Raw genomic sequence first — 15314 nt, forward strand, 5'->3', positions numbered from 1 at the left:
CGGCGTCCGACGCGCGTCGGGCGGGCACCGAGTGCGTCCCTGGAGCGCGCGCAGTGCCGCGTCCACGACGCCGGACGAACGCTGGAGAGCCATGACCACGCAGACGCTCACGACGAGCACCGCCACCGACAGCACGCCGACCGCCAAGGACCTCGACCAGCAGCGCGCGACGATCCGCCGCGACCTGGCCGCCACGCTGCGCTGGTTCGGTGCGCACGGGTACCAGTTCGGCCTCGCCGGGCACGCGACCGTGCGTGACCCCGGCCCGCAGGAGCGCTACTGGGTCAACCCTGCGGGGCTGCCGTTCGCGGCGGTCACCGAGGACGACCTCGTGCTCGTCGACGCCGACGGCGCCGTCGTCGAGGGGCGGCACTCGGCCGCCGGCTACCAGAGCCAGGTCGAGGTGCACCGCGCGCGACCGGACCTCGCGGCCGGCTTCCACGTGCACGCGCCGTACATCTTCGCGTGGTCGAGCGCGGGTGGCCTGCTGGACCCGATCACCACCGACGCGGCGTGGCTGGCGCCGGTCCAGGCGTTGCGCGAGTCGTTCGACCAGCCGATCACCGAGGCGATCGGCCCGACGGCCCGCGTGCTGATCCAGCGCGCGCACGGAGCCGCGACGTTCGGGGCGACGATCGCGGAGGCGGCGTACTGGTTCGTCGCCGTCGAGCGAGCGGCCCATGCGCAGCTGGTCGCGGAGGCGGCGGGCCGCGTGCGCCTCGTCGACGACGCCGTGCTGGCGACGTGGCAGCTGACGCCCGCCTCAGCCCACGCGCAGTTCCAGGCGCTGCTCGACCACTTCGTCGCGGGGGAGGACGCACGCCGCTGACGTCGCGACGGCGTGCCCGACACGAGACGTCGGGCACGCCGCGCGAGCTGCACGCGCGTCGGTCCTAGAAGACCGGCTTCCCGCCGGTCACGCCCAGCACCGTGCCGGACACGTACGAGCCGGTCACGGGGGAGGCCAGGAACACGAACGCGTGCGCCACCTCGGCGGGCTCGCCCGCCCGGCCCAGGGGCGTGTCCAGGCCGAACTTCTCGACCTTCTCGGGCGGCTGCGTCGCGGGCTGCAGCGGCGTCCAGATGGGCCCGGGGGCGACCGCGTTGACGCGGATGCCCTTCTCGCCGAGCTCGGCCGCCAGGTTGACCGTGAGGTTGTTGATCGCGGCCTTGGTCGAGGCGTAGTCGACGAGGGACTGCGAGGGCTGGAACGCCTGGATCGAGGAGCAGTTGACGATCGCGGAACCCTCGCCCAGGTGCGGCACGGCCTCCTGCGTGATCCACACCAGCGCGTAGAGGTTGGTCTTCATCACGCGGTCGAGGTCGTCCGTCGTGACGTCCGCGAACGAGTCCCGACGAGCCATCTGGTAGCCGGCGTTGTTCACCAGGACGTCGAGCCCGCCGAGACCCTCGACGGCGTCGGTCACGACACCGCGCGCGGTCTGCTCGTCGCGGATGTCCCCCGGCACCAGCACGCACGTGCGGCCGGCCTCCCGGACCCAGCGCGCGGTCTCGTCGGCGTCCTCCTGCTCCTCCGGGAGGTAGCTGATCGCGACGTCGGCGCCCTCGCGGGCATAGGCGATCGCGACGGCACGGCCGATCCCGGAGTCGCCTCCGGTGATGAGGGCACGCTTGCCCTCGAGCAGCCCGTGACCGACGTAGCTCTGCTCACCGTGGTCGGGCTGGGGGGTCATTGGGGCGGTCAGGCCCGGCGGGTCCTGCTGCTGGGCGGGTCGTACGGCGTCGTTCATGGTTCCTCCTGGGTTGGCGTCCTGCCGGGACGGTGCCCGGACTGCACGGACGGTGCCCGGACAGGGCGAGACCCGCGTGCGGCGACCGGGCTCGCCCGCACTGGGCGTCCCCGTGTCGGCTGCTCGGCCAGCTCTCGCTGAACCCCGCTCGCGGGTCTCCGACGGCCGCGTCACACGCGGCGCAGGTGGTTCCTCCCCGTCAGCGGAAGACGTCCTTGACGTCGTCGCCGACCTGCTTGATCTTGGCCGCGGTCTGGTCACCCTTGCCCTCGGCCTCGAGGTCGCGGTCGCCCGTGGCCTTCCCGGCCAGCTCCTCGGCCTTGCCCTTGACCTCTTCGCCCTTGTGCTCGACCTTGTCGTCAAATCCCACAGCGATCACCCTTTCGTCGTCGACCTCGCCGCAGGTTGTGCGGCATCGGCAGGGGGTGTGCGGAGGGCCCTCCGTCAGGCCTGCCGCCGATCGACCATAAGCACGTCCGCGGCGTCCCGCACGTCGAGCCGACCGGCGTGCGCGACGCGCTCGTCCGGGTGACGATGACGGGTGCCGACCGCGCGGCGGAGCGCACCACGTCGTCGCCGCCGACCGGTCCTGGACCGGTCCGACCGCCTCAGGAGGACGCATGACGACGGACGCTCGCGTACCCGGGCAGGACGGCCTGGAACGGCTCGGTGCTGCGCTCAGGGACGCTGTCGCGCGCCTGGAGACGACGCCCGCCCTCGACAGGCCCGCCGCAGCGGCCCGCGGGCTCGCCGCGCCGCTGCTGGGAGCGCCGCGGGTGGCGGCCCTGCTGCGCGGTGCGCCGATCGGCCACGCGGCGCATCCGCTCCTCACCGACCTCCCGATCGGCCTGTGGGTCTCGTCGACCGCGTTGGACCTGCTGGCGCCGGTCGCCGGTCACCGTGCCGCGGACCGGCTGCTGGGGATGGGCGTGCTCGCCGTCGCCCCGACCGCCCTGACCGGGCTCGTGGACTGGGCGACGACCGAGGTCCGTGACCCGGCCGTGCGGCGGGTGGGGGTCGCCCACGCCGCCCTCAACGTCGTCGCGACGACGCTGTACGGGACCTCCTGGCTCCTGCGCCGGCGTGGCCGTCGGACGGCGGGCGTGGCCGTCGCGCTGGTCGCGGGCAGCGTGCTCGGGGCGAGCGGCTACCTGGGCGGCCACATGACCGTCGTCCGGCACGCGCCGCACAGCGACCCGGTCGAGCCGGAGAGCTCGGGCGCCGAACGTCTCGCTGGCTGACCGCATCGCCATCCACGTCGTGGTCGCCGCGGGTCCATCACGTGGCCTCTAGCACACGGGACGAACGAGGCCGTATGGTTCGAGCCTGCGACGCTGTGGCCGACCGGCCCCTATCCTGCTCGTGGAGACACGGCGGTGAGAGGGGCGTGGATGGTCGACATGACCGAGCCCGGCCGCCTCGACGAGCCGTCCGAGGCGCAGGCAGCGCTGGCGGCACTCACCGCGCGGTACGAGACCGACCGGCTGCGATGGCAGCTCGCGGTGAGCGCAGGCGGGGTCGGCAGCTTCGACTGGGACCTGACGACCGGTCGGCTCGACTGGGACGACCAGCTGCTCGAGATCTTCGGCGTGAGCCGCGAGGAGTTCGGCAGCACGATCGAGGCGTTCCAGGCGCTCGTCCACCCCGATGACGTCCCGCGCGTGCAGGAAGCGCTCGGGGCGGCGATCGAGAACGCCTCGTCGTACGTCGCGGAGTACCGCGCGGTGCGCGGCGACGGGACGATCCGGTGGGTCAAGGCACGCGGGCTCGTCCTGGCGGGGCCCGACGGGCGCGCCGTCCGGCTCCTGGGTGCGGCGTACGACACGACGACCGAGCACGACGCCGAGGCACGCGTCGACCGCGTGCTCGAGACGATGCCCGGAGCGTTCTTCCTGCTCGACGACGAGTGGCGGTTCTCCTACGTCAACTCCGCAACGCAGCAGCTCCTCGGGATGCCGCGCGACGAGCTGCTCGGCGCCGTCATGTGGGACCTGTTTCCCAAGGCCGCCGGAACGGAGTTCGCGGAGAACTACCGCGGGGCCGCGGCCGACGGCAAGCCGCGCGCGTTCGAGGCGTACTCGCCGACGCTGAGGCGCTGGTTCGAGGCGCTGGCGTGGCCGGGTCCGGACGGGCTGTCGGTGTACCTCGACGACGTGACGGCTCGCCACGCGGCGCAGGAGGAGGCGCGCGCGGCGCACGAGCTCGCCCAGGCCTCGTCGCGGCGGCTCGCGCTGCTCGCGGCTGTCAGCGACGACCTGAGCTCGACGCTCGAGACCGAGGAGGCGGTCCGCCGCCTCGCCGGGCACATCGTGCCCGCGTTCGGCACGTGGTGCCTCGTGACGATGTCCGAGGACCACCGCCAGCTGCGCGACATCGCCGCGTGGCACCACGACCCGGCGCTGCGCGAGACGGTCACGACCTACGCGTCGCTGCGGATCAACGCGCTCTCGGCCGACTCCTACCTGTTCCGTGCGCTGCGCACGGGTGAGCCCGTGATCGTGCCGGACGCGACCGAGTCGATCGGCCGCGTGCTGACCGGCTCCGCGCGCGACGTGCTGCGCGAGCTCGCGCCGCGCACCGCGTACGCCGTCCCGATGCGCGCACGCGAGCGCACGGTCGGGGCGATCACGCTGTTCCTCGACGAGGACAACCCGGACCTCGCCCCCGAGGACGTGACGCTGCTGGTCCAGCTCGCCGACCGCGCGGGCATGGCGCTCGACAACGCCCGGCTCTACCAGGGCCAGCGGGACATCGCGGTCGGGCTCCAGCGCTCGCTGCTCGCGGCACCCGCGCAGCCCGACGACCTGGACGTCGTCGTGCGGTACGTCGCGGCGGCCGAGGCGGCTCAGGTCGGCGGCGACTGGTACGACGCGTTCGTGCAGCCCTGCGGGCACACCGTCGTGGCGATCGGCGACGTCATGGGGCACGACACGCCCGCCGCAGCCGCCATGAGCCAGCTGCGCACGCTGCTGCGCGGGATCGCGCACACCTCCGACGGTGCTCCCGCGAAGGTGCTGAGCGACCTCGACTCGGCGACGAGCGCGCTGCGCATCGACGCGATGGCCACCGCGGTGCTGATGCGGCTCGAGCAGAGCGACGAGCAGCGCGCGCAGGGGACCACGACTCTGCGTTGGACCAACGCCGGCCACCCGCCCCCGGTGCTCATCGCGGCCGACGGGACGGTGTCGCTGCTCGAGAGCCGACCGTACGAGCTCGTGCTCGGCCTGGACCCCACCACGACGAGGACCGACCACACGCTCGAGGTGCCGCGCGGGTCGACCGTCGTGCTCTACACCGACGGGCTCGTCGAGCGGCGCGGGGAGAACCTGCGCGCGAGCATCGACGGCCTCCTCGCGGCCGTGCGCGACGCGCTGCCGCTCGCCGAGCCTCCTGCTGGCTCGGTCTCCCTGCTCGACGTGGAGCGCCTGGTCGACGAGCTGCTCGAGCGGCTCACCCCGGGCGGCGCGCCCGACGACGACGTCGCCCTGCTCGTCGTCCACCTCAAGCCGCAGACCTGATCCCGCGGGAGCCGGCGCCGCAGAGCGACGCGGCAGCTCGCGGTCAGCGCCGAGGCGCGTCGGTCGCGTCGACGCCGTCGAGCCCGAGGAGCCTGCGCCCGGCCGACCGGATCGCCCGCTCGAGGACGTCGTCGTCGAGCGCGAGCACGTCCGGGTCGACAGCCGGCCCCACGAGCCCGGACAGGAACATCGCGGCACCGACGAGCGTGCCCCCGTCGGCCTGGGGCCCGGCGAGCGTGGCGCGCAGGCGGTCCCACAGCCCCGTGTGCGCCGCGGACCGCCGCCCGAGCTGCGCAGCGGCGACGTCCCGCAGCACCACCGAGTACAGCGCGCGGTGCTGCACCGCCTGCCGGGCCAGGCCGTCGACGAGCAGCGCCGCGCGCTGCGGCTGCGGGTGGCGCTCGACCTCGTCGAGCAGCTCGGCGAAACCGGCGAACGCCGGCGCGAGGACGGCGTGCACCACCGCGTCCTTCGTGCGGAAGTGGTAGTACACCGCCGCCTTCGTGACGCCGAGGTCGTCGGCGATCATCTGCAGCGACGTGCCGGCGACCCCGTGCCGGGCGAACAGGCGCAGCGCGGAGGCGACGAGCCGCTCCGGCGCGGCGTCTCCGCGCGGCACGTCAGGCGGTCCGCGGGTGCTGCATGCACCACTGCAGCGACTCGCGGATGGCGGCGGGCACGTCGTCGGGCTCGATGCCCAGCACCGCGCTGAGGGCCGGGTCGCTCACCGCGGCGCGGTCCTGGAAGCGCGCCGAGTCCGGCAGGTGGATGCCGTGCTCGACCCCCGCGGCGGCGGACTGCTCGTCCGCCTCCTGGTACGCGGGCAGCATCGCCTCGAGCGGCACGACGACGACGTCCTTCGGATCGCGGCCGAGCGCCTCGCAGCACAGCTGGTGGAGCTCGAGGTAGGTCAGGTCGTACGCGTTGATGGGGTAGCGGCCGCCGTGCTCACCGTGCTCCATCGCGCCGACCGCGGCCTGCGCGACCTGCCGGACCGTGACCGACGACGTCGACCCGCCGAGCACCGCGACCGGGCCCGCCTGCGCGGCGTCCATGTCGAGGAACATCTGCCACAGGGGTCGCTGACCCGGGACGAGCCCGAAGATGTACGGCAGGCGCAGCGTCATGACGTCCATCGCGCCCTCGCCCTCGAGGCAGGCGACCTCCTCCTGCAGCAGGCGGGTCCGCGGGTAGCCGTTGCGCCCGCGGTAGTCCAGGTCCGGCCACTGCTCGGCCCATTCGGCGGTGTACGAGCCGTAGAGCACGAACCTGGCCACGCCCGCCTCGCGGGCAAGACGCGCGACGCGCTGGGTCGGTACGACGTTCGCCTCGTAGAAGAAGCGGGCTGCGGGGGCCGACGGGATCGTGCGCTCGTCGGCGCCGATCGCGTAGAACACGGCGTGCTTCCCGCGCAGGAGCGCCAGGACGTCCGCGTCGGACATCGCGGTGACGTCACCCCAGTGCGCGTCGACCTCGGACGGCAGGAACGACTCGCCCTCGACGGGGAGCGAGAGCGTCGAGACGCAGTAGCCGCGGGCCAGCAGCTCGAGCGAGGTGTGGTAGCCCAGCAGGCCGGTGCCGCCCAGGACGAGGGTGGAGTTCATGGTCGCCTCTTCGGGGAGTCGTCGGTAGGTGTGGCCAGGCTAGACCTGCAGGTGAAGGCGCCCCCGGGAGCAAAGTCCTAGCCGATCGGCTAGGACGTCCGGGCCCCTCGTCCGGTGCCGCGACGCTCGTCTCGTCGTGGGGACGGCGACGGTCTGCGTCTCCTCGACGCTCGCGACGGGATATCGCAGGCTGCGCATGGCGTTGCAATGACGCCAACATGGTGTCACAGTGGCGTCATGCAGATCGCGCACCATGTCGAAGAGCTCCAGCGGCAGCTCGTGGCCGCCGGCGCGGCCGGAGACGCCGAGGCGCAGGAGCGCGCCGAGCGGCTCGTCACCGCGCTCGAGCCCGCCGCACGGCTGGCGATCCTCGAGGTCCTGTCCGAGGCCGCGGGGGAGATCACGCGCGAGCTCGCCCCGGGCTCGGTCGACGTGCGCCTGCGTGGCCGTGAGGTGCAGTTCGCCGTCACGATGCCGACCCTCGACGACGCTGCAGGACGGGTGCCCGCCGCAACGCCGGCGGCGCCCGTGGCGGACGCAGGCGACGAGGCCGACGACGGCTCGACGGCGCGCACCACCCTGCGCCTGCCGGAAGGCCTCAAGGTCCGCGCCGAGGCCGCAGCCGCCGCCGAGGGGATCTCGCTCAACACCTGGCTCGTGCGCGCCGTCGGCCTCGCGCTCGAACCGCGCCGCACGGTGCGCGAGTCGCGCGGCTCGTCGTTCACGGGGTGGGTCCGGTGACCACGTTCGCGTTCGACGGGCCCGCGCAGGTCCGCGTCGAGATCCAGATGGGCCGGATCGACGTCGTCGCGAGCGGCCGCACCGACGTCGAGGTGCGCGTGAGCCCGTCGAACCCCCAGCGGGGCGGCGACCGGTCGGCCGCGAACGGCGTCAAGGTCGAGCGCGTAGGCGACCGCGTGCTCGTGACCGGCCCGTTCCGGCTCGCGATCTTCGGGCCCGGCGACTCGGTCGACGTGGTCGTCGAGGTGCCCGAGGGCTCGCACGTCGAGACCGCCAACAAGTACGGCAGCACCCACCTGGCCGGTCGCCTGGGCGTGGTCCGGGCCGATGTCGCCTACGGCGAGCTCGCGGTCGACTCCGTCGAGCGGCTGACCGTCTCCGGTGGGCACGGCGAGCTGCGGATCACGGACGTCACAGGTGACGCCGAGGTGGGCTTCAAGTCCGGCTCGGCGTGGCTGGGCCGCGTCGGCGGGTCGTTGCGGCTGACCGGCTCCGACGGCCCGGTGGTCGTCGAGGCGGTCGCCGGCCCCGCGGAGGTGGCCTCGTCGAGCGGGTCGATCGAGCTCGGCACGCTCGGCGCTGGAGCCACGATCCGGTCGGCCTACGGCAAGGTCCGCGTGCGTGACGCGGTGCGCGGTGTGCTCAAGGTCGACGGCTCCTACGGGAACGTCCGGGTCGGTGTCCGCCGCGGCACCGCGGTGTGGCTCGACGTCGCCTCCCGGCACGGTGCGGTCCGCACCGAGCTCACCGACGACGCGGGTCCGCAGCCCGACGAGGAGACGCTCGAGGTGCACGTCCGCACGGGCTACGGCTCCATCACCGTCGACAGGTACGACCCCCAGCTCTGACCTCCACCCCTGACGAGAGGACGTGTCGCCATGACCTCGGCCATCGCGATCCACGCACTGCGCAAGTCGTTCGGCACCGACGTGGTGCTCGACGGGATCGACCTCGACGTCGCCGCCGGCACCGTGTACGCGCTGCTCGGTCCCAACGGCGCGGGCAAGACGACGACCGTGCACATCCTGTCCACGCTCCTGGCGCCCGACTCCGGCGAGGTCCGCATCGCGGGGCACGACGTGGTGCGGGAGCCTGCCGCCGTGCGCGCGGCCATCGGGCTCACAGGACAGTTCTCGGCCGTCGACGGGCTGCTCACGGGGGAGGAGAACCTGCAGCTCATGGCCGACCTGCGCCACCTCGGTCGCAGCGAGGGCCGGCGCCGGGTCGCCGAGCTCCTCGAGCGGTTCGACCTCGTCGACGCCGCGCGCAAGCCGCTGGCGACGTACTCCGGCGGCATGCGACGCCGCCTCGACCTGGCGATGACGCTCGTCGCCCGCCCGCAGATCGTGTTCCTCGACGAGCCCACCACGGGCCTCGACCCGCGCAGCCGCGCCGAGATGTGGCGGGTCGTCCGTGAGCTCGCCGCGGCCGGTACGACGATCCTGCTCACGACCCAGTACCTCGACGAGGCCGACGAGCTGGCCGGCCGGATCGCGGTGCTCGACCACGGCGTGATCGTCGCGGAGGGAACCCCCGCCGAGCTCAAGCGGCTCGTGCCGGGTGGCCGCATCCGTCTCGAGTTCGACGACCCGACGGTCCTGCGCGCGGCCGCGGTGGCACTCGGCTCGGGCGAGCCCGACGACGAAACGCTCGCCCTTGAGGTCGCCAGCGACGGCAGCCTCGCCTCGCTGCGCGACGTCATGGACCGCCTCGACCGCGACGGCGTCGAGGCGCGCTCGCTCACCATCCACACACCCGACCTCGACGACGTGTTCTTCGCCCTGACCGGCCACGACGTCGACGCACGAGAGGGGGTCGCGTCATGAGCGCGATCGGCTTCACCGACGCGCGCATCATGCTGCGCCGGAACATCCGCCATGCGATGCGCTACCCGATGATCGCGTACCTCATCGCGCTGCCCGTCGTCTTCCTGCTGCTCTTCGTCTACGTCTTCGGCGGGACGATGGGCGCCGGGCTGCCGACCAGCGGCACCGACTCCTACCTGCAGTACGTCGTGCCGGGTGTCCTGCTGCTGACCGTGGCCGGGGGCGTCACGGGTCCCGCGATCTCCGTTGCGCAGGACCTGAGCGAGGGCATCATCACGCGCTTTCGCACCATGAACATCGCTCGCTCCGCGGTGCTCGGCGGGCACGTGCTCGGCAACCTCATCCAGCTCCTGCTCGCTACGGTCGCGGTCACCCTCATCGCGGTGCTCATGGGGTTCCGCGCTCCCGCCGGCCCGTGGGGCTGGCTCGGCGCCGCCGCGCTGCTCGCGCTGGTCAGCTACGCGCTGTGCTGGCTGGGCGTCGCGTTCGGCGTCTACGCGCGGGGAGTCGAGAGCGCGAGCAACCTGCCGATGCCCATCATGATCCTGCCGCTGCTCGGCAGCGGGTTCGTGCCGACCGAGTCGATGCCGTCGTGGATGCAGTGGTTCGCCGACCACCAGCCGTTCACGCCGTTCATCGAGACGCTGCGGTCCCTGCTGTTCGGCACCCCGGTCGGGTCGAACGCGTGGCTGAGCCTCGCGTGGATCGTCGTGATCGGCGTGGGCGGCTGGCTCTGGGCCCGGCGCCTCTACGAGCGCAAGCCCCTGCGCACCGCGTGAGGCCGGCCGGTCCGGCTGACGCCCGTCGACCCGCCCGACCCCGCGGAGCGGACGCCGGCCGATCGGCTGGGGCGGGTCCCTGGTCCTGACGCCGAGGTCGCGCCGGGACGTAGCGTGCGGACGTGGACCAGTCCGCGCCCCGTCCGAGCACGCACGACGCGATCGCGACGAGCGAGTACGCGATGTTCGGCCCGTGGGTCGACGAGGTCACGTGCGACGACGAGCTGCCCCGGCTGTACCGGTCGTACCCGGTCGACTTCGCCGCGGCGGACCTCGTGCTGAAGGTCCCGCGCAACATCGCGCGGCGCGACGCGAGGCCCGACATGGACCTGTACGACCACGTCGTCGTCCTCGAGCCCGAGCGTCTGACGGTCCTGTGCCGCGTGACCGGACGCCGAGACCCGGGCGGGCGGGAGCGACCGGTGCCCGGTGGCGCCAGGCCCGCGTACGAGGTGACGACCACCGCGCTCGTGGACGTCGTCGCCGTGCACGACGTCGTGAACATGCTGGACGCGTCCCTGACGGTGCACCGGGCCGACGGGACACGCGTCACGCTGCGGTACAGCGGCTCGGCGCGGGCGAACGTCGACCGGCTCATCCACCTGCTGCGCGCCTCGCTGGCGGGGGACGAGCCCAGCCCGACGGGGCGCGCGCTGCTCACGGCCGTCGCCGCGCGAGGCGTCCCCGATCAGCAGGTCGACGTGGGCGCGGCGGACCTGTCGTTGCGCAGCGACTACCTCGCGGTGGCCCGCCGCAGCCCGCAGCTGCGGGCCTGGGCCTGGCACGGGCGTCGCGTCGTGCCGCCGTCGGGCAGCGGGGTGCGCACCGCGGTGCGCCGTCTCATGCACGCGGTCTCGCCCATGACGCTGCACGGTGCGGTCGTCGCGGGTGACGAGCGCGTGCTCGAGGTCTTCGGGCGTCACGACTGGCTCGTGCGGGGCGCCGCGCCGGTGCACTCGTCGTCCCGTCTCGTGGTGCCGCTCGCGCGGCTGCGGGGCGTCCAGGTCGAGCCCGACGCCGACTACGCGGGCGCCGAGCGCGTCACGTTGCTGCTGGGCGGCGGCACCGTCGAGTTCGTCGTCCCGTCCGGCTCGGACGCGCACGTCCTCGCGCTCGCGACCAGCGGCGCGGGCTGAGGCGACGGTCGTGCGCCGGGGGCGTACGACCGTCAGCCCGCGTCGTCGGACGACGGCGGTCGCCCGGGACGCCGCGGCGGCCGGGCGTCTCGCGGCATGCGGTCCGCCTCGGTCAGCGCCCGCCGCAGCAGCAGGTCGACCTGGGCGTTGAGGGAGCGCAGGTCGTCGGCCGCCCACCGCGCGAGCGCGTCGTGCACCGCGGGGTCCAGCCGCAGGAGCACGGACTTGCGCTCACGCCGGGCGGGCGTGGCCCGGTCCGGCGTGAGCGCCTCGTCGTCCGTCACGCGTACAGGGTGCCGGTGTTGACGACGGGTGTCGCGCGGCTGTCGCCGCACAGGACGACGAGCAGGTTTGAGACCATGGCCGCACGGCGCTCGTCGTCGAGCGAGACGACGCCGTCCTGCTCGAGCCGCGACAGCGCGTCCTCGACCATCGAGACGGCACCCTCGACGATCCGTTCACGCGCCGCGATGATCGCGCCGGCCTGCTGACGCTGGAGCATCGCCTGGGCGATCTCCGGTGCGTACGCGAGGTTCGAGATGCGCGCCTCGATGACCTCGATGCCCGCGATCACCACGCGCTCGGCGACCTCAGCGGCGATCTCGCCCGAGACGACCTCGGTGGCGCCGCGCAGCGACTGCTCGCCGTCGTCGGCGTGGTCGTAGGGGTGCGCCATCGCGACGTGCCGCAGCGCGGACTCGGACTGCACGCGCACGAAGTCGGCGTAGTCCTCGACGGCGAACGTGGCCTTGGCGGTGTCCGCGACCTGCCACACGACGATCGAGGCGATGTTGATCGGGTTGCCGTCGGCGTCGTTGACCTTGAGCTCGTTGGTCTCGAAGTTGCGGACGCGGACCGAGACACGCTTCTTCGTGGTCAGGGGCACCGTCATGACGAAGCCGGTGCGCCGGACCGTGCCGAGGTACCGGCCGAACAGCTGGACGACCTTGGTCTGCCCGGGAGAGACGATCGTCAGCCCGGAGAACCCGAGCATCGCGAGGAGGATCGCGAGGATCCCGACCGCGGCGAGCCCGTCCTGGCCCGCGTCGGCCGCCGCGAAGAACGGGATCGAGGCGACCGCGAGACCCACCGAGAGCAGCAGGACGAGGGCCGCACCGCCTGCCCCGACGGTCCACGCCGAGCGTTCCTCGACGTCGACGCGAGCGCCGGCGTGGCCGACCGGCCTGCCTGCGGGGTCGCCGCCCTCGGAGCTCTGCGGCGGGACGGTGTCGGTCATGGTGTCCGCCTGAGGATCGTGTCACCGCGCCTCCTGCGCGATATCAAAGTGATATCACATTTGGTGGCCCGCCCGACACCCCCGAAGACCCGTGCGGTGCCTCGTGCGTGCTGGAAGGATGCGCGGATGACGACCTCGGACCCGGCCACCTGGGTGACGACGACGCACGACTGGGCGGTGACGGTCGACCTCGCGCACCTCGAGGCGATCCGTCGTGACCCGGCTGCGTATGCGCCCGGCGGCGCGCTGCACCTCGTGCTCGAGGTCATGGCCTACGCCGACGAGGAGGCGGCCGAGCGCGGGCGGCGCGGCACGTGCGTCGTGACGCTGCACGCGGACGGGTCGGTCTCGGTCGCCGACGGCGGGCGCGGCACGGACACGCGGCAGCTCAGCACGGGCGAGCCGATCCGCAAGCCCGTCATGGCCACCCGCGACGTGCGCTTCTTCGACACGGGCCACGACGTGCTGCTGCCCGACGGCCACCCTCGGCGCGGGATCTCGGTCGTCGCCGCGCTGAGCGTCTGGCTCACACACACCAACGCCCGCACCGACGGCGCCTGGACCCAGCGCTACGAGCACGGCATCCCGACGAGCGACCTGCTCCCGGTGGAGCCCACGGGAGCGACCGGCACCACGGTCCGCTTCCTCGCCGACCTGCGGGTGCCCAGGGCGGGTCTGACCGCTGAACGGCTGCGTGCCGTCGCCGCCTTCGAGTCGCTCGACGTCGACATCCGCAGCGAGTAGCCGCCCGGCCTGGCGGGACGCTCCCGGGTGGCGAGCGACGCGCGCGGGGGCGGCGGAGTCCGCTGGTGTGGGCCCGGTCGTCAGGCGGGTCCTGCTCGACGCGCAGCCGCTACCCGACGGCCCGCCGGTGTCCGTACCGCTTGATCGCGCCCTGATGAGTGATGCCCAGCGCGGCGCCGATCTCGGTCCACGTCACGCCGTTCGCGCGCGCGGCGATGACGGCGTTCTCGATGTCCTGCTCGGCGGCGCGCTTGGCCCGCACGGCCGCCTCGATGTGCGCGACCGCAGACCGGTCGCGCACGGTCGCCTTGGCAGGGTCGAACCCCTCGAGCATGGCGAGTCGTGCGGCGTCGTCGTCCGTGTCCGCGTGGCGCGCCCTGGTGTTCGTGGCCGTGCGCTGCCGGACGAGGCGGCCGGTGTCTGCCGACCTCGCGGCGGAGCTCTCGCCCAGCGCTCGCGGGGCCTTCCTGGTGGTGGTCTTCGCGTTCTTCACGTCGCTGCCCTCTTCCTCGTCACGGCCAGAACTTCCGACGCACGGGCATCGCGTGGATGGTCCGGGGGTCGGCGTCGTCGGGTACGACGCCGACTTCAAGCATCGCCCCGTTGCGTGCCGGGCCGATGATCATGAGCACCTCGCCGCTGTCGAACGCGCGGACGTCGTGCTCGATCGCGTGGGGGATGTCCGCGTCGGCGACGCCGTGGTTCCTGGCGCTCGCCCTGATCCTCACGCGCTGCAGCTCTAGTTGCAGCGATCCGCGTCTGCAACCAGGGTTGCGCGGGTCTCGTCGGCATTGCGTGTGGTTGCCGGCGGTGGGGGAGACGACGAAGGCCCGGACCTGGTGGTCCGGGCCTTCGTCACGTGAGTAGCGGGGGCAGGATTTGAACCTGCGACCTCTGGGTTATGAGCCCAGCGAGCTACCGAGCTGCTCCACCCCGCGTCGGCTCGACAACCTTACGACACGGCCGCTGGGTGTCCAAATCGTCAGCCTGTGACCCGCACCGCACCCCGCCGCAGGCGCAGCGTGCCCTGCGCGACGACGACCCCCACGACGACCAGCACGCCGCCCACGGGCTCGTGCCACTCGAGGTGCTCGCCGAGCACGGCCATGCCCAGCGCGACGCCGACGACCGGGGTCAGGTAGGTGACGGTCGAGGCGCGCTGCGCCCCCCACGTCGCGACGACCTGCGTGTTCCACACGTAGGCGATCCCGGTGCCGAGCACGCCGAGCAGGACGAGGCTGACGACGACCGAGGTCGACAGCGTGACGGGCTCGCGCGCGATGAACGGCGAGACGAGCAGCATCACGACCGCCGCGGAGCCGACCTGGCCCGCGGCGACGGTCTCGGCGGGCAGGCGCAGCGGAGTGACGAACCGGCGCAGGTACGTCATGCCGAGCCCGTAGCAGGTGGTCGCGCCGAGGCACGCGAGGACCGCGGGCAGGGGAGCGGCGTCCGCGAGCTCGCCCAGGTAGGTCCACGGACCGACGATCACGACGACGCCGGTGATCCCGAGGACGAGGCCGACGCCCTGGCGGCGGGTGAGGCGCTCGGCGGGCAGGAGCGCGGCCGAGGCGGCGGCGGTCATGAGCGGGGTCGTCGCGTTGAGGATCGACGACAGCCCGGACGCCAGGTGCTGCCCGGCCCACGCGAACGCGAGGAACGGCAGCACGCACAGCAGCACGCCGGTCACGGCGAGGTGGCCCCAGCTGCGCGCGTCGCTCGGCCAGCGGCGCCGGGTGACGGTCGCGACGACCGCCAGCGCGAGCGCGCCCAGGACGATCCGGCCGAGCGCGACCTGCGCGGGGGAGAGGCCCTCGAGCGCGACCTTGATGAGCAGGAAGCTCGAGCCCCAGATCAGGGCGAGCGCGACGTACTTGACGACGATGTGCCGGGCCGTCGGCGCGGGAGCGGGTCCTCCAGCCGGTGCGGTCGAGGGCGTCGCGCGGGGCGAGGTGCCCGTGGTGGGGGACGTGGTCAC

The 15314-nt window shown here is 73.5% G+C and carries 18 protein-coding genes and 1 tRNA gene; 9 read left to right on the forward strand and 10 right to left on the reverse strand.

Going from position 1 to position 15314, the window contains the following annotated elements:
* The first annotated feature begins 91 nt into the window (after positions 1–91).
* Entirely contained in the window at positions 92–829 is a 738-nt protein-coding gene (locus CPE01_RS03935) for a class II aldolase/adducin family protein (RefSeq protein ID WP_186811400.1), read from the forward strand.
* A 64-nt stretch (positions 830–893) separates the two neighbouring features.
* Here the strand turns inward: CPE01_RS03935 and CPE01_RS03940 are convergent, their stop codons facing one another.
* The gene (locus CPE01_RS03940; RefSeq protein ID WP_146805342.1) at positions 894–1751 is read right to left on the reverse strand and encodes an SDR family oxidoreductase; all 858 of its coding nucleotides are present in this window, start codon (positions 1749–1751) and stop codon (positions 894–896) included.
* A gap of 199 nt (positions 1752–1950) precedes the next feature.
* The gene (locus tag CPE01_RS16590) at positions 1951–2121 is read right to left on the reverse strand and encodes a CsbD family protein (RefSeq protein ID WP_222592865.1); all 171 of its coding nucleotides are present in this window, start codon (positions 2119–2121) and stop codon (positions 1951–1953) included.
* 250 nt (positions 2122–2371) lie between these two features.
* Between CPE01_RS16590 and CPE01_RS03950 the strand changes: the two genes are divergently transcribed.
* Entirely contained in the window at positions 2372–2992 is a 621-nt protein-coding gene (locus CPE01_RS03950; protein WP_146805344.1) for a DUF2231 domain-containing protein, read from the forward strand.
* Between the two features lie 150 nt (positions 2993–3142).
* Positions 3143–5269, forward strand: a complete 2127-nt coding sequence (locus CPE01_RS03955) for a SpoIIE family protein phosphatase (protein WP_246783725.1) — start codon at positions 3143–3145, stop codon at positions 5267–5269.
* A 43-nt stretch (positions 5270–5312) separates the two neighbouring features.
* On the opposite strand, the gene CPE01_RS16340 is transcribed toward CPE01_RS03955, so the two are convergent.
* Both CPE01_RS16340 and CPE01_RS03965 read right to left on the reverse strand, forming a co-directional pair.
* Complete coding sequence (locus CPE01_RS16340) at positions 5313–5888, reverse strand: TetR/AcrR family transcriptional regulator (protein WP_186811401.1); 576 nt, start codon at positions 5886–5888, stop codon at positions 5313–5315.
* Between the two features lies 1 nt (position 5889).
* Positions 5890–6873, reverse strand: coding sequence for an NAD-dependent epimerase/dehydratase family protein (locus CPE01_RS03965; protein WP_146805345.1), 984 nt, complete (start codon positions 6871–6873; stop codon positions 5890–5892).
* A 237-nt stretch (positions 6874–7110) separates the two neighbouring features.
* On the opposite strand from CPE01_RS03965, the gene CPE01_RS03970 reads away from it, so the two are divergent.
* The 5 genes from CPE01_RS03970 to CPE01_RS03990 all read left to right on the forward strand — a co-directional run bounded on the left by CPE01_RS03970 (position 7111) and on the right by CPE01_RS03990 (position 11355).
* Positions 7111–7614, forward strand: a complete 504-nt coding sequence (locus tag CPE01_RS03970) for a toxin-antitoxin system HicB family antitoxin (protein ID WP_146805346.1) — start codon at positions 7111–7113, stop codon at positions 7612–7614.
* On the forward strand, positions 7611–8462 hold the full coding sequence (locus CPE01_RS03975) for a DUF4097 family beta strand repeat-containing protein (protein WP_146805347.1): 852 nt from the start codon (positions 7611–7613) through the stop codon (positions 8460–8462). The genes CPE01_RS03970 and CPE01_RS03975 overlap by 4 nt, the downstream gene beginning before the upstream one ends.
* Positions 8463–8492: 30 nt before the next feature.
* A complete protein-coding gene (locus CPE01_RS03980; protein WP_146805348.1) occupies positions 8493–9440 on the forward strand; it encodes an ATP-binding cassette domain-containing protein in 948 nt (315 codons plus the stop codon).
* Positions 9437–10219 (forward strand): ABC transporter permease, encoded by a 783-nt coding sequence (locus tag CPE01_RS03985; RefSeq protein WP_146805349.1) that lies wholly within the window; start codon positions 9437–9439, stop codon positions 10217–10219. Before CPE01_RS03980 ends, CPE01_RS03985 begins: the two co-directional genes overlap by 4 nt.
* A gap of 122 nt (positions 10220–10341) precedes the next feature.
* Positions 10342–11355 (forward strand): hypothetical protein, encoded by a 1014-nt coding sequence (locus tag CPE01_RS03990; RefSeq protein WP_146805350.1) that lies wholly within the window; start codon positions 10342–10344, stop codon positions 11353–11355.
* Between the two features lie 32 nt (positions 11356–11387).
* Here the strand turns inward: CPE01_RS03990 and CPE01_RS03995 are convergent, their stop codons facing one another.
* Positions 11388–11639 (reverse strand): type II toxin-antitoxin system antitoxin, encoded by a 252-nt coding sequence (locus CPE01_RS03995; RefSeq protein WP_146805351.1) that lies wholly within the window; start codon positions 11637–11639, stop codon positions 11388–11390.
* Positions 11636–12592, reverse strand: a complete 957-nt coding sequence (locus CPE01_RS04000) for an SPFH domain-containing protein (protein ID WP_146805352.1) — start codon at positions 12590–12592, stop codon at positions 11636–11638. Before CPE01_RS04000 ends, CPE01_RS03995 begins: the two co-directional genes overlap by 4 nt.
* Before the next feature lie 126 nt (positions 12593–12718).
* Here CPE01_RS04000 and CPE01_RS04005 point away from each other — a divergent pair, with 126 nt between their 5' ends.
* On the forward strand, positions 12719–13336 hold the full coding sequence (locus CPE01_RS04005) for an ATP-binding protein (RefSeq protein WP_146805353.1): 618 nt from the start codon (positions 12719–12721) through the stop codon (positions 13334–13336).
* Between the two features lie 109 nt (positions 13337–13445).
* On the opposite strand, the gene CPE01_RS04010 is transcribed toward CPE01_RS04005, so the two are convergent.
* From CPE01_RS04010 to CPE01_RS04025, 4 genes are all read right to left on the reverse strand, one after another.
* A complete protein-coding gene (locus CPE01_RS04010; RefSeq protein ID WP_146805354.1) occupies positions 13446–13829 on the reverse strand; it encodes a hypothetical protein in 384 nt (127 codons plus the stop codon).
* A 19-nt stretch (positions 13830–13848) separates the two neighbouring features.
* Positions 13849–14064 (reverse strand): hypothetical protein, encoded by a 216-nt coding sequence (locus CPE01_RS04015; protein ID WP_146805355.1) that lies wholly within the window; start codon positions 14062–14064, stop codon positions 13849–13851.
* 136 nt (positions 14065–14200) lie between these two features.
* A tRNA-Met gene (locus tag CPE01_RS04020) sits at positions 14201–14274 on the reverse strand.
* Positions 14275–14318: 44 nt separating this feature from the next.
* Positions 14319–15314 carry a DMT family transporter gene (locus CPE01_RS04025; protein WP_246783726.1) on the reverse strand — a complete coding sequence of 332 codons (996 nt, stop codon included), beginning with the start codon at positions 15312–15314 and terminating at the stop codon, positions 14319–14321.

This window comes from Cellulomonas persica, assembly GCF_007989825.1.
Taxonomy (GTDB): Bacteria; Actinomycetota; Actinomycetes; order Actinomycetales; family Cellulomonadaceae; genus Cellulomonas; species Cellulomonas persica.